Genomic DNA, 13,230 nt, shown 5'->3' with positions numbered 1-13,230 from the left:
TTCATTCGGCCGGGCACTGCGTGGCGAGGACGACCGGCCGGTCGAGGCGCAGGCTCCACAGCGCGAGCAGCAGCCCGACCGCGGTGATGACGGCGGCGACCAGCGGCAGCGCGCCGAGGCCGAAGCCACGATCGATGGTGACGCCGCCGGCCCAGGCGCCGAGCGCATTGCCGAGATTGAAGGCCGCGATGTTCAGGCTGGACGCCAGCGTCCGCCCTTCCACGCCGGCGGCTTCGAGCACGCGAAGCTGCAGCGGCGCGACGGTTGCGAACGCGGCGATGCCGAGCACGAACAACAGGGCGACCGCCAACGCCTTGATCGAGATCACCGCCGCCAGCGCGACGAGGACGGCCGCGAGGCCACCGAGCGACACCAGCAACGCACGCGCGAGCCCCTTGTCCGCGAGCCGTCCGCCCGCGACATTGCCGATCGCAAGGCCAGCGCCGAACACCAAGAGGATCGACGACACCGCGGCGTCGGAAAATCCGGTGAGCCGGGTCAGGATCGGCTGCACATAGGTGAAGACCGCGAACAGCCCGCCGAAGCCGAACACCGTCATGGCAAGCCCGAGCAGGACCTGCGGGCGGCCGAGCACGGCGAGTTCGTCGCGCAGCGGCACGGGCTTGTCGTTGGCACCGACATGGCCGGGGACCAGCACGGCCAGGACGATGAACGCGATCACGCCGATCACCGCCACCGCCCAGAACGCCGCGCGCCAGCCCAGCATCAGTCCGAACCAGGCGCCGAAGGGCACACCGAGCAAGGTCGCGACCGTCAGACCGATGAACATCGTCGCGATCGCCGACGCGCGCTTGTCCTCGGGCACGAGGCTGGTTGCGACCACCGAGCCGACGCCGAAGAAGGTGCCGTGCGCCAATGACGTGAGAATGCGTGCCGCCATCAGCAATTCGTAGTTCGGCGCCAGCGCGCAGGCCGCGTTGCCGAGCGTGAAGATCGCCATCAGCGCCAGCAGCACCGCCTTGCGCGGCATCCGCCGCGTGCCGAGCGTCAGGATGGGCGCGCCGACGAACACGCCGAGCGCATAGCCGGAGATCAGCAGCCCCGCCGCAGAGACCGATACCTGCATGTCGGCGGCGACCTGCAGCAACAGCCCCATGATGAGGAATTCGGTGGTGCCGATGCCAAAGGCACCGGCGGTCAAGGCAAGGACTGCGAGAGGCATGTGTCGCTCCGGAGGGTGAGGATTCCGCAATGCGAGATAGCGGTCCGGGCGAGGAAGGATTAGAATGGCCGCAATCCAATCATTTGTGATTTGAATTCAACATGTCCCGAACAGACACCAACCGCTCCGGCGAGATGGACGTGTTCGTCCGCGTCGTCGATCTCGGCGGCTTCACGGCGGCCGCGAACAGCCTGCGCCAGACGCCGTCCGGCGTCAGCAAGCTGGTTTCCCGGCTCGAGACGCGGCTCGGCACGCGGCTGGTCAACCGCACCACACGCAAGCTGCAACTGACCGAGGAGGGCCAGGCCTTCTATCAGCGCGCCCAGCGCATCCTGGCCGATATCGATGAGGCCGAACGCGAGGCCGCCTCATGCGTGCCGCGCGGCCATCTCACCGTCAACAGCAACATCCCGTTTGGCATGCTGCATGTGATGCCGCTGCTGCCGCGCTTCATGCGCGAACATCCCGACATCACCCTCGACATCGTGCTGACCGACACACTGGTCGATCTGATGCAGGCGCGCGCCGACGTCGCCATCCGCGTCGGCCCGCTCGGCGCCTCGCGGCTGATCGCGCGCAAGCTCGGCACCAGCCGCATGGTGGTGGTCGCCGCGCCCTCCTATCTCGCGCGCTTCGGCACGCCGAAGACCCCGGCGGACCTCGCCGCCCATCGCGGCATCGGCTGGACCTTTCCGCGCAGCATCCGCGGCTGGCCGTTCCGCCGCGCTGAAAGAATCGAGGAGGCGCTGCCGCCACCGGTCGCCCGCGTCAGCGACGGCGAAGCCGCGCGCCAGCTCACGCTCGGCGGCATCGGACTCGGACGGCTGGCACTGTTTCACATTGGCCCCGACATCGAGGCCGGGCGCCTCGTGCCGGTGCTGCAAAACCTCAATCCCGGCGATCGCGAGGACATCCACGCGGTCTATGTCGGCCACGCCGGTCCGCTGCCGGCGCGGGTCCGGGCGTTCATCGATTTTCTTGCAAGCAATGTCCGCATCGGCGATCCGGCACTGCGGCGCGACGCGGATGGGAAATGGAAAGTCGTAAGTGACAAGTGAGCATTTGATGACGAACGAAACCTCGGTCTTGCAGACTGTTACCGAGTCGATCCGCATTGCCGCGCAGCCAAAGCAGGTGTGGGACGCGATCACGGACCCCAAAGCGGGCGAGACATGGCGCAACGCGCATTTCAACACCGATTGGCAGATCGGCGCACCGATCGAGATCGAGGCCGAGATCGGCGCGAAGCGCTATCGCGACAAGGGCCGCGTCCTCCACGTCGAGCCGCCGTCACGGCTCGAATATTCCTATTGGTCGCAGGTCTCCGGCCTGCCGGATATTCCGCAATCCTATGCAACGATCACGATGACGCTCGCAGCTAGCGGCGGCGAGACGCTGCTGACCGTCACCCAGCAAGTGCCGCCGTCGCCAATTCGGCGCGGCCCGGGGTGGGAAATCGGCGCCGATTCCGGCGCGAAGCATGTCGCGTTCTACTGGCGCATGGCGCTGCCGCGCCTGAAGCAGGCCGTCGAGCAAGGACGCACCGCGCAATAGCGCGGGGTCTAGACCCGCTTCAGCAAAAAGAGCTGCGTGACATAAGGAAACACCACCTCGTCGGAATCACCGAGACCGGCCTCACGCAGGATGGCGTCGGTCTTGTCGCGAAGGACCGCCTTCTCCGCATCAGGGAGATTGGCGACATAGCTCGTCGACACGACGCGCTCATAGACACCTTGGCGCGCCATCCGATGCGGATGGTCCTGCACGATTTCCTTCTCGAGCACGAAGCGAGGGTCTTTCAATATCCAGCGCCAGCGCCCTGTCCGCTGCCGGGGCGTATCTCCGGCGTAGCCTTCAATCATGACCGACAAGGCGTCGACCCACGGCGCGCGGTCATCCCTGTTGTTCCAGACCAACGCCAGCGTACCGCCGGGACGCAACAGTCGTGCGATCTCGGCGACGGACGGCTCGTTGTCGAACCAGTGGAACGCCTGCGCGCAGGTCACGAGATCGACGCTGCCGGTTTCGAGGCCGATCGCATCGGCGCGGGTGTTGATCACCTCGATCCCGGCTTCGTTCGCGAGTTTCGCCGACATCTCGGCGACCGGCTCGATCGCGACCAGACGCGCCGTCTCGGACAAATGCGGCAGCAGCAGGCGGGTGAACTTGCCGGTTCCGGCGCCGAGATCGACGACACAGCGCGCGGCCTGCAGCGGCAGCGCGGCGACGATCTCCGCCGGATAGCTGGGACGGCCCGCCTCGTAGGCGGCGACCGCGACACGATAATTCCTGGCCGTAGGGTTCAGTGTCATGTGTGCTTCTCCTGCGAGCCGGGCATCTGCGATGAGATCTGCGGAACGGTATAAAGCAGCGCCGGCGCAGAACTGGAAGAGCGCATCGAGTCAAGATTCGCTGAGCACCCGTCACCTCTGCGTCAGTGCCACGCGCCTGGCGTTGCTCCTTGTTGAACAAAGTGCACGCAGTTTGAGTGATTTTGCTGCGCCAGGAATCGATAGCGCAACTTTGCACGCTTGTGTTGCACCAACGTCGCAGTTCCCGGTTGCAAGTTACGGTTGATTGAACCACAGTTCTTGAGAGCGGACGCGGTCTGTTGCGCTTGCGCAGGACAAGCCCGGTGCCTCTTCCGCACTGGTGCAGCCATGCAGCGATCCAGGGCCGTCTTTGTCACGGGTATCGTCTACGCCTTGATCGGTTTGGTCCTCGCGGGCGGCGGCATCTGGCTCGCCGCGCTGGGTGGATCCATCTTCTACATTGTCATCGGCGTCGGCATTCTCGCCACGGCTGCGCTCTTGCTGGCGCAGCGCCATCAGGCGCTCTGGCTGTTTGCGATCGTGCTGGTCGGCACGCTGGCATGGGCCGTCTATGAGGTGAAATTCGACTGGTGGCCGCTCGCAGCGCGCGGCGACATCATCTTCCCGATGGCACTCTGGCTGCTGACGCCCGTGATCGTTCGCGGCCTCTCGCGCAACGAGCCGGGGTCCTACGCGCGCGCGACGGCGCCGCTCTGGGTCGGCGTCGTCGCGGCAGCAGTCGTCCTCATCGCCGGGCTGCTGTCGAGCTATCAGGACATCAACGGCACCATTGCCGACGCCGGGCCTGTCGTGCCGCAGAGCGAAGCCGACCCGCAACCCGATGGCGATTGGCGCGCCTATGGCCGCACGCAATTCGGCCAGCGCTATTCGCCGCTGAAGCAGATCACATCAGACAATGTCGGCAACCTCAAGGTCGCCTGGACCTTCCGCACCGGCGACGTGAAGACGCCAGAGGATTCTGGCGAGACCACCTTCGAGGTCACCCCGATCAAGGTGCGCGACACGCTCTATCTCTGCTCGCAGCACCAGGTGCTGTTCGCGCTCGACGCCAGGACCGGCACCGAGCGCTGGCGCTACGACCCCAAGCTCGTGCACAACAAGACGTTCCAGCACATGACTTGCCGCGGGGTCTCCTATCACGAGACCGCACAGGGCGCCGTCGACTCTGGCGGCAATCCGGCGCCGGCCGAATGCCCGCGCCGGATCTTCCTGCCGGTCAATGATGGCCGCATGATCGCGCTCGATGCCGACAGCGGCAAGCTTTGCGACGGCTTTGCCGATCACGGCACCCTCGACCTGCAGCAAGGGATGGGGATCAAGACCGCAGGGTTCTTCGAGCCGACGTCTCCGCCGGTTGTCAGTGACAGGATCCTGGTCGTCGCCGCTGCGGTGATCGACAATTACGCGGTCGAAGTGCCTTCGGGCGTGATCCGCGGCTTCGATGTCTACACCGGCAAGCTGGTCTGGGCCTGGGACTCCGCCGCTGCCGACGAGAACGCGCTGCCGTCGCCGACGCGTCATTACACCAACGGGTCACCGAATTCCTGGATCACGGCCTCGTTCGATCCGAAATTAAATCTGGTCTACATCCCGACCGGCAACAACGGACCTGACATCTGGGGCGGCAATCGCGATGCGCTGGTCGAGCGCTATTCCAGCTCGATCGTCGCGCTGGATGTCAACACCGGCAAGCGCGCCTGGTCGTACCAGACCGTGCATCACGATCTCTGGGACATGGACATTCCCTCGCAACCGAGCCTGGTCGATGTGACGACGGCCAAGGGCGTCGTTCCCGCGATCATCCAGCCGACCAAGGTCGGCAACATCTTCGTGCTCGACCGCAGGACCGGCGAGTTGATCGTGCCGGCGCCGGAACGTCCGGTGCCGCAGGGCCCCGCGCCCGGCGACCGCACCGCGCCGACCCAGCCGTTCTCCGAGCTGACATTCCGGCCCGAGGCGAAGCTGACCGGCGCCGACATGTGGGGCGGCACGATCTTCGACCAGCTGCTGTGCCGGATCATGTTCCACCGGCTGCGCTACGAGGGCACGTTCACGCCGCCGTCGTTGCAGGGCACGCTGGTCTTCCCGGGCAATCTCGGGATGTTCGAATGGGGCGGCATCGCGGTCGATCCTGTGCGGCAGATCGCCATTGCCAATCCGATGTCGCTACCGTTCGCCTCAAGGCTAATTCCGCGCGGCCCGCAAAATCCTCCGGCGCCGACGGCCGAGAAGCCGGTCGGCAGCGAGGTCGGGACGCAGCCGATGTACGGCACGCCGTTCGGGGTGGATATCTCGAGCTTCCTCTCGCCGCTCTCCGTGCCGTGCTACCGGCCGCCATGGGGCTCGATGGCCGCCATCGATCTGAAGACGATGAAGATCGTCTGGCAGCATCCCAACGGCACGATCCGGGACACCACGCCCATTCCGCTCCCGTTCAAGATGGGCGTGCCGATGCTGGGCGGGCCGATCACCACCGCCGGCGGCGTCGCGTTCTACACCGGCACCTATGAGTACACGATCCGCGCCTATGACGTGCGCGACGGCAAGGTGCTCTGGGAAGATCGCCTGCCCGCCGGCGCGCAGTCGACGCCGATGAGCTACGAGGCCGGCGGCAAGCAATACGTCGTCACCGCGGCCGGCGGCCACGGCTCGTTCGGCACCAAACGCGGCGACTACGTCATCGCCTATGCGTTGAAGGATTGAACCCGGGAGCGTCGTCATGCTTGCGTCCGGCGACCGAGCGAAGCATCCGACAGCGTTTTGTCTCTGGCTGGGTCTCACGGCGCTGGCGGTCTGCGCAGGCGGTGAGCTCGCACATGCCGCCGATCTGACGGCTCAAGGCGCCGCGGCCAACCCGGCGCCGGCACCGGTCCCCTGGCTGCCCGGCGATTGGGACGGCGCGCGAACCCGGCTGTTGAATGCCGGCATCGATTTTCAGTTCGGCTACACCAGCGAGCTCGCCGGCAATGCAACCGGCGGTCAGCGGCAGCAGGTCGCCTACACCGATCAATGGACCTTCGGCACCACGTTCGATCTTGCGAAGCTGGGTGTCGTGCCCGGCGCCACGATCCAGGTCACGTGGACCGACCGCAACGGCAGCAATCTGGGCGATGACGCGCGCCTCGGCACGCTACAGCAGGTGCAGGAGCTGTTCGGACGCGGGCAGACGCTGCGGCTCACCCAATTCTGGTACGACCAGAAATTCATCGACGGCCTGGTCGACTGGAAGATCGGACGCATCACCTTCGGCGAAGACTTCGCATCATTCGCGTGCGACTTCCAGAACCTGACCTTCTGCGGCGCGCAGCCCGGTAACCTCGTCGGCAACTACATCTACAACTGGCCGGTCAGCCAATGGGCCACGAGACTGAAGTTCAACTTGCAGGGCTTCGGCTACTTTCAGTTCGGCGTCTATGACGCCAATCCCAATTACCTGAAGGTCTCGCAGTCGGCGCTTCCGGTATTCTACTCGGGATCCACCGGCCTGCTCATCCCGGCCGAGCTCGCCTGGCTGCCGAAGTTCGGCGATCTGCATGGCAGCTACAAGTTCGGCGGCTGGTACGACACCTCGACCGCCCCCGATGTGGTCACCGACGTCAACGGCAACCCGGCCGTGCTCAGCGGGCAACCGCTGTTGCAGAGCCGCGGACGTTACGGCGCCTATGTCAGCTTCATTCAGCAGGTGATCCGGCCATCGCAAGCGAGCTCCGCGGGCATGCTCAGCCTGTTCTTCAATGCGACCATGGCCGACCGCCGGACCGCCACCACCGATTATCAGATCGCCGGCGGCCTGACCTATACCGGACCATTCCGGTTGCGACCCGAGGACGATATCGGATTTGCGGTCGGCACCACCCATGTCAACGGCCGCATCGCCTGGTCGGAAGAGTTGCAGAACCTGGCCGGCCTCGGCCCCGTGGCCGTCCAGGGCAATGAATACGTCATGGAACTCTACTACACCTACCGGCCGCTCGCCGGCCTGCAGGTGCGACCGAACGTCCAGTACGTGATCGACCCCGGCGGGACCAGCAGGAACGCAAACGCGTTGGTGTTCGGCCTGAAGACGGTCGCGAATTTCTGACGCCCGAGCGCAACGAGATCCAGCCACGAACGAGGTGTCCTCCCTCTCCCGCTTGCGGGGGAGGGTCGGGGTGGGGGCTCTCTCCGCGAGTCACATCGTGGAGAGAGCCCCCACCCGCCGCGCTACGCGCGGCGACCTCCCCCGCAAGCGGGAGAGGTGAAGCGAGTTTGCCGCTGCACCGACTCAACCTAACTTCATCGTGACCTCCGCGACGTCCGGAAGGGTTGGCAAACGTGGCCAAAGCCGCTAAAGGTCCGGCCCCTTTCACAGACAATCCGAGCATGACATGTCGAGCGCCCCGCGCGCCGTCTCGATTGGCGTCGATTTTGGCACCAGCAACACCGTGGTCGCGCTGTCCGATGGCGACGGCCGCGTCGAGGCTGTTCGATTCGACCATGGCGGCCGTACGCATAACGTCTATGTCTCCGCGCTGTGCTTCTGGGAGGACCGGCCCGGCGCCGGCCTGCATCCGCGCGCCGAGGGCGGCCCGTGGGCGATCGAGCAGTTCCTCGAGGGACGCACGATCCATCGCTTCATCCAGTCGTTCAAGACCTTCGCGGCAAGCTCGGCGTTCAACACCACGCAGATATTCCGGCAACGCTACAAGTTCGAGGATTTGCTCGCGGCGTTCCTGCGCACGCTGACGCGCCATGCCGGCGAGGGCTTCGACCTCGGCGCGCCGACCATCATGGTCGGCCGCCCGGTGAAGTTTGCCGGCGGCAATCCCAATGACGAGCTCGCCATGCAGCGCTACCGGGCCGCATTCGAGCGGCTCGGCGCCGGCCATGCGCGCTATGTCTATGAGCCGGTCGGCGCGGCGTTCTCCTTCGCGCGCAGCCTCGATCACGATGCGACCGTGCTGGTCGCCGATTTCGGCGGCGGCACCAGCGACTTTTCCGTGATGCGCTTCTCGCGCAAGGGCGGTGTGCTGCGCGCCGAGCCGCTGGGACATTCCGGCATCGGCATCGCCGGCGACACCTTCGACTACCGTATCGTCGACCACATCGTGTCGCCGCGGCTCGGCAAGGGCACCAACTACCGCTCGTTCGACAAGGTGCTGCCGATCCCCAATCACTATTATTCGAGCCTCGCGCGCTGGCATCAGCTCGCAATGATGCGAGGCAATGGCGATCTGCGCGAATTGCAGCAGCTCGCGCGCACCGCGATCGATCCGGCGCCGCTGCACGATTTCATCACCATCGTCGACCACGATCTCGGCTTCGCGCTGTACCGCGCCGTATCCGACACCAAGGTCGCGCTGTCGAGCCGCGACCGCGTCGAGTTCCGCTTCGCCCGGCAAGGCATCGATATCGGCGCGACCGTGACGCGCGACGATTTCGAATCCTGGATCGCCGACGACATCGAGCGGCTGGGCGCAACCGTCGACGAAGCACTGGCCAAGTCCGGCATCACCGCGCGCGACGTGGAAAAGGTGTTTTTGACCGGCGGCACCTCGTTCGTGCCGGCCGTGCAGCGCCTGTTCGCCGAGCGCTTCGGCGAAGCGCGGCTGACCTCGGCGGACCAGTTCGAATCAATCGCCTACGGTCTCGCCTTGATCGGCCACACGCCGGATCCCGACCGTTGGACCTTCGCGGAAGCGGCGTGACGGTTCGCGTCGCGCCTTGATCCCGGCCCAATACGCGGCTACATCAGTTCAATCATCAATTCGAGAGGATGCCGACAGCCATGGATTTCATCCGGACCGCAACGCCCATCAGCCTTGCCCACCGGGATATCCATTGCCATGCCTGCATCGATCACGCTCTCCCATGTGACCCTGTCCGCGCCTGACGGCCGGGTTCTTCTCTCCAATATCGATCTGAACTTCGGACCCGAACGGACCGGCCTTGTCGGCAGGAACGGCGTCGGGAAGACGACGCTGCTCGGCCTGATCGCGGGCACGCGCGCGCCGCAATCCGGCACGGTCGCTGTTCAGGGACGTGTCGCGATGCTGCATCAGTCAGTTCAGGTGACGCCGGACGAAGGCGTCGTCGATCTGTTCGGCGCGCGCGGTGCGCTCGCCGCGTTGCGCCGCGCCGAACAGGGCCTTGCGAGCACGGAAGAGCTTGCGGATATCGACTGGACGCTCGATACGCGCATCGCGTCGGCGCTCGCGCGTGTCGGACTGAACGACGTGCTCGACGCCCCGCTGGCGACGCTGTCGGGCGGACAGGCCACCAGGGCGCGCCTCGCCGCACTGACCTTCGCGCAGCCGGACTTTCTGCTGCTGGATGAGCCCACCAACAATCTCGACCGCGCCGGACGCCAGACGGTGATCGACCTGCTCGCCGACTGGCGGCATGGCGCCATCATCGTCAGCCATGACCGCGAGCTGCTCGAGACCATGAATGCGATCGTCGAACTGACCTCGCTGGAAGCCCGGCGCTACGGCGGCAATTGGAGCCAGTACCGTGCCCGCAAGGCGATCGAGCTGTCGGCGGCACGACACGATCTGGCCGATGCCGAGAAGCGCGTCGCCGAGATCGACCGCAAGGCAAGGGAAACGTCCGAACGGCAAGCGCGCAAGGATGGCGCCGGTGCGAGGAAACGCGCCAAGGGCGATCTGCCGCGCATCGCCGCCGGGCTGCGCAAGGATCGCAGCGAGGACACCGGCGGCGAGAACGCCCGCCTCGCCGAGCGGCGGCGGACGCAGGCGCTCGAATTGGCCACCGCGGCGCGCCAGCGTATCGAGGTGCTGCAACCGTTCTCGGTACAACTGCCGTCGACGCAGCTGCCGGCGAACCGGATGGTGCTGCGGATCGAAGCCGCCGATGCCGGCTACACGGCTGAAACGCCGATCCTGCGGGATCTCACCTTCTCCATGGCAGGTCCGGAGCGTGTCGCGATCACAGGCCCCAACGGCGCCGGCAAGACGACGCTGCTCAAGCTCGTCAGCGGCGATCTGACCGCGGCGCGCGGCGCCGTCGAGGTGATGACCCGCTTTGCGATGTTCGATCAGGCGGTCAGCCTGCTCAATGCGTCCGTCTCGATCCTGGACAATTTCCGACGCATCAATCCGGATGCGAGCGAGAACGCCTGTCGCGCCGCGCTGGCGCGTTTCATGTTTCGCGCCGATGCAGCCCTGCAGACCGTCTCCAGCCTCAGCGGCGGCCAGTTGCTGCGCGCCGGCCTCGCCTGCGTTCTCGGTGGCGTGAGGCCGCCACCGCTCCTGATCCTCGACGAGCCGACCAACCATCTCGACATCGAATCCATGGAAGCGGTCGAGGCCGGACTGCGCGCCTATGACGGCGCGCTGCTGGTGGTCAGCCACGATGAGACCTTCCTCGAAGCCATCGCGATCACCCGCAGATTCGAGCTCGACGCCTATACCCGGTGACGATGGATGGGATTGTCGGGGTCATCCCTTGGCAGACGTCGATCGCGCCCAGCGGCCGCGGCTTCCACCAAAATATCAAAAACAACCCCATGCAAAGTAGCCAGAGGCCACCGCTTCAGCCTGCGGAGGCCGTTCGATCCGGCGTCCAGGATATCAATCGCGCGGAGGCGCTTCTGGTGCCTGTCGAGAACGTGGAACAGAACTGGGATAGGCTTATGGATGCGGAAGCGCCGATCAAGGGAGGTTCACGCCTTCGCCAGGGCCACCCGCGGCAGAGAGCTGGATTTCGTCGCCGTGTCGGCATGGAGCACCGTGAGTTCGCCAGGATCGAAGTCGGCGAAGGCCTCTCGCGCAAAGCGCAAGAATGCCGCCACGCGCGGAATGCCGATGCTGCCGCGACGGTACAACAGGTGGATGCCGAAGCTCGGTGGGCAAGACCATCCCGGCAGTAGTCGAGTGAGACGGCCCGACGTCAGGATGGCCGGATCGAAGCAGGCCATGTAGATGACGCCAACGCCAGCACAGGCCGCGACGATCAAGCCTTCGCGATCCGGTGTGACGAACGAAGGACGCACCCGTATCGTCTCAAGCCTCCCCTTGCGCTCGAATTTCCAATGGTCGAAGGGACCAGTCGACCAAGCTGGGCGAAACAGCAGGCAGCGATGGTTGACGAGATCGGCAGGGTGCACCGGCGCACCAAAACGACGTACGTAGTCCGGCGAGGCATACGCTGCCGGCTTGCCTTGACCTAGCCGTTGCGCCACGAGCCGCGACGGAGGAGGTTCGCCAACGTACAGCAGAACGTCGAGGTTCTCAGACTGCATGTCGCGAGGGTCCTGCGTCAGACGCGTTTCGACGAGCAACTCGGGGTGCCGATCATTCAGACTGGCCAGCCTCGGCATCAGGACATAGCGGCTGAGCGGCGCCTGCACGCCCACTCGCACGATACCGCTGACCCGCCCATGCCTGTTCGTGAAGCCATCGGTTAGTTCGGCAATGCGTGCAACGATGTCCACAGCCCTGCGATAGACGTCGGCCCCTTCCTGAGTGAGCTTGAGCTGGCGCGTCGTCCGGTTGAATAAAGGGACCTTGAGCTCGCGTTCCAGTTCAGCAATGCCGCGGCTGACCGCCGACGGCGTCAAGTCCATGATCCGCGCCGCCGCAGCGAAGCTGCCGCTGTCGGCCGCGCTAATTAGCATTTCAAGGCGATGACCGCGATTCAAGACGAAATCCCTCGTGCCGGGTGCTCTTCCTATTCGTGATATTAACTCACGACTGAAATTCGGCCAAGCTGCTCGACGCGGCCGGCCTCCGTGCCTACGCTGCGTCCAGAATTTGCTTGTCGGGGAAGCGTGATGAGGAAGCCTGCGTTTGCTGCGATCGCCGCATTGGTCGGCACGATGGTGACGTCGGCCAGCTTTGCTCAGACCACTGCAATGTGTGCGGGCCTGGCCGGCGCAGCGTCTTGGGCGGAAGACCGCGAAGCGGTGACGGCTGCACCGAAGAATCACAGGGTGATCTACGAAACGGCAGACCTGCGCGTGCTGGAGGTGACTGTTCTTCCGGGCGAGTGCGAAGCCTCGCATCATCATCGCTGGCCCAGTGTAATGGTGGTGGATTCGCGTCCTCCCTACGTCAACTACGACAAGGATGGCAAAGTATTCCAGTCGGTCGTGCAGGGGCAGCAATCAGTCGAACTCCCGCTGATGGTCCGGCTGCCGGCTCAAGCCGAGCACGCGATCGAGAACACCGGCAACAAGCCCTTTCACGCCATCCGCATCGAATACAAGCGGCTTTGCGAGCAGTGATGCGTGCCTGGCTCTCGCGGACTTATTCTGCGGGCGTAGAGCTCGTAACCGCTTGAGGCTGCCGCGAAGCGTCGGGCGAAAAGTATTCCGGCCGTCTGCTATCGAGAGCATTTCCACGCTGATTGTGCCAGGAACCTCTGCGAGAGACCTCACATGACCGAAGCCAGAGCAAATTCTCACCCCTGCCCGCGCAAAGTGTCGCGTGCCGTGCTCGGATACGTGCTGTTCGCCACAGCGTTCCTCGCTGTTGGCTTGTACATACTTTTCATTTCCGGCCCCGCGATGCATGCAGCGACGAGAGAGCGCCTTGCGCAGACCATCGCGGAGGAGGATCGCAGCTTCTGCGAGCAATTCGCTGCACAGTCCGGAACAGCGGGGTTCGCCGCGTGCCGCCGAGAACTGGCAATGGTTCGGCAACGTCAGGCCGAGCGCGACAACGCCGCAGCTCTAGGTCTTTAAGGGTTCATCTCAAAATCAGGGCTGATCCG

The 13,230-nt window shown here is 65.2% G+C and carries 11 protein-coding genes; 8 read left to right on the top strand and 3 right to left on the bottom strand.

The annotated features are described in order from the left end of the window. Position 1: 1 nt before the first annotated feature. On the bottom strand, positions 2 to 1,183 hold the full coding sequence (locus AAFG07_RS01355) for an MFS transporter (RefSeq protein ID WP_342725672.1): 1,182 nt from the start codon (positions 1,181 to 1,183) through the stop codon (positions 2 to 4). A 101-nt stretch (positions 1,184 to 1,284) separates the two neighbouring features. Between AAFG07_RS01355 and AAFG07_RS01350 the strand changes: the two genes are divergently transcribed. After that, positions 1,285 to 2,241: a LysR family transcriptional regulator gene (locus AAFG07_RS01350; protein WP_342725671.1), complete on the top strand. Its 957-nt coding sequence runs from the start codon at positions 1,285 to 1,287 to the stop codon at positions 2,239 to 2,241. A 7-nt stretch (positions 2,242 to 2,248) separates the two neighbouring features. Continuing rightward, positions 2,249 to 2,737, top strand: a complete 489-nt coding sequence (locus AAFG07_RS01345) for an SRPBCC domain-containing protein (RefSeq protein WP_342725670.1) — start codon at positions 2,249 to 2,251, stop codon at positions 2,735 to 2,737. Between the two features lie 8 nt (positions 2,738 to 2,745). On the opposite strand, the gene AAFG07_RS01340 is transcribed toward AAFG07_RS01345, so the two are convergent. Further along, complete coding sequence (locus tag AAFG07_RS01340) at positions 2,746 to 3,495, bottom strand: class I SAM-dependent methyltransferase (RefSeq protein ID WP_342725669.1); 750 nt, start codon at positions 3,493 to 3,495, stop codon at positions 2,746 to 2,748. A gap of 348 nt (positions 3,496 to 3,843) precedes the next feature. Here AAFG07_RS01340 and AAFG07_RS01335 point away from each other — a divergent pair, with 348 nt between their 5' ends. The 4 genes from AAFG07_RS01335 to AAFG07_RS01320 all read left to right on the top strand — a co-directional run bounded on the left by AAFG07_RS01335 (position 3,844) and on the right by AAFG07_RS01320 (position 10,934). After that, the gene (locus tag AAFG07_RS01335; protein ID WP_342725668.1) at positions 3,844 to 6,219 is read left to right on the top strand and encodes a glucose/quinate/shikimate family membrane-bound PQQ-dependent dehydrogenase; all 2,376 of its coding nucleotides are present in this window, start codon (positions 3,844 to 3,846) and stop codon (positions 6,217 to 6,219) included. A gap of 16 nt (positions 6,220 to 6,235) precedes the next feature. Beyond that, positions 6,236 to 7,597 carry a carbohydrate porin gene (locus AAFG07_RS01330; protein WP_342725667.1) on the top strand — a complete coding sequence of 454 codons (1,362 nt, stop codon included), beginning with the start codon at positions 6,236 to 6,238 and terminating at the stop codon, positions 7,595 to 7,597. 286 nt (positions 7,598 to 7,883) lie between these two features. Beyond that, positions 7,884 to 9,203 carry an Hsp70 family protein gene (locus tag AAFG07_RS01325; RefSeq protein WP_342725666.1) on the top strand — a complete coding sequence of 440 codons (1,320 nt, stop codon included), beginning with the start codon at positions 7,884 to 7,886 and terminating at the stop codon, positions 9,201 to 9,203. Positions 9,204 to 9,341: 138 nt separating this feature from the next. After that, entirely contained in the window at positions 9,342 to 10,934 is a 1,593-nt protein-coding gene (locus tag AAFG07_RS01320) for an ABC-F family ATP-binding cassette domain-containing protein (RefSeq protein WP_342725665.1), read from the top strand. A 245-nt stretch (positions 10,935 to 11,179) separates the two neighbouring features. Here the strand turns inward: AAFG07_RS01320 and AAFG07_RS01315 are convergent, their stop codons facing one another. Beyond that, positions 11,180 to 12,157, bottom strand: coding sequence for a LysR family transcriptional regulator (locus AAFG07_RS01315; RefSeq protein WP_342725664.1), 978 nt, complete (start codon positions 12,155 to 12,157; stop codon positions 11,180 to 11,182). A gap of 132 nt (positions 12,158 to 12,289) precedes the next feature. Between AAFG07_RS01315 and AAFG07_RS01310 the strand changes: the two genes are divergently transcribed. Then, positions 12,290 to 12,742, top strand: a complete 453-nt coding sequence (locus tag AAFG07_RS01310; protein WP_342725663.1) for a hypothetical protein — start codon at positions 12,290 to 12,292, stop codon at positions 12,740 to 12,742. A 153-nt stretch (positions 12,743 to 12,895) separates the two neighbouring features. Beyond that, positions 12,896 to 13,201 carry a hypothetical protein gene (locus AAFG07_RS01305; protein WP_342725662.1) on the top strand — a complete coding sequence of 102 codons (306 nt, stop codon included), beginning with the start codon at positions 12,896 to 12,898 and terminating at the stop codon, positions 13,199 to 13,201. The last annotated feature ends 29 nt before the right edge of the window (positions 13,202 to 13,230 follow it).

The organism is Bradyrhizobium sp. B097 (assembly GCF_038957035.1).
In the GTDB taxonomy this organism is placed as follows: Bacteria; Pseudomonadota; Alphaproteobacteria; order Rhizobiales; family Xanthobacteraceae; genus Bradyrhizobium.
The sequence above is the reverse complement of the archived record's forward strand: the minus strand, read 5'-3'. Positions and strand labels throughout refer to the sequence as shown.

Bases quoted from the DNA above. Each gene is read 5' to 3' on its own strand.
- AAFG07_RS01355 (WP_342725672.1), bottom strand. From the start codon at position 1,183: ATGCCTCTCGCAGTCCTTGCCTTGACCGCCGGTGCCTTTGGCATCGGC.
- AAFG07_RS01350 (WP_342725671.1), top strand. From the start codon at position 1,285: ATGTCCCGAACAGACACCAACCGCTCCGGCGAGATGGACGTGTTCGTC.
- AAFG07_RS01345 (WP_342725670.1), top strand. From the start codon at position 2,249: ATGACGAACGAAACCTCGGTCTTGCAGACTGTTACCGAGTCGATCCGC.
- AAFG07_RS01340 (WP_342725669.1), bottom strand. From the start codon at position 3,495: ATGACACTGAACCCTACGGCCAGGAATTATCGTGTCGCGGTCGCCGCC.
- AAFG07_RS01335 (WP_342725668.1), top strand. From the start codon at position 3,844: ATGCAGCGATCCAGGGCCGTCTTTGTCACGGGTATCGTCTACGCCTTG.
- AAFG07_RS01330 (WP_342725667.1), top strand. From the start codon at position 6,236: ATGCTTGCGTCCGGCGACCGAGCGAAGCATCCGACAGCGTTTTGTCTC.
- AAFG07_RS01325 (WP_342725666.1), top strand. From the start codon at position 7,884: ATGTCGAGCGCCCCGCGCGCCGTCTCGATTGGCGTCGATTTTGGCACC.
- AAFG07_RS01320 (WP_342725665.1), top strand. From the start codon at position 9,342: ATGCCTGCATCGATCACGCTCTCCCATGTGACCCTGTCCGCGCCTGAC.
- AAFG07_RS01310 (WP_342725663.1), top strand. From the start codon at position 12,290: ATGAGGAAGCCTGCGTTTGCTGCGATCGCCGCATTGGTCGGCACGATG.
- AAFG07_RS01305 (WP_342725662.1), top strand. From the start codon at position 12,896: ATGACCGAAGCCAGAGCAAATTCTCACCCCTGCCCGCGCAAAGTGTCG.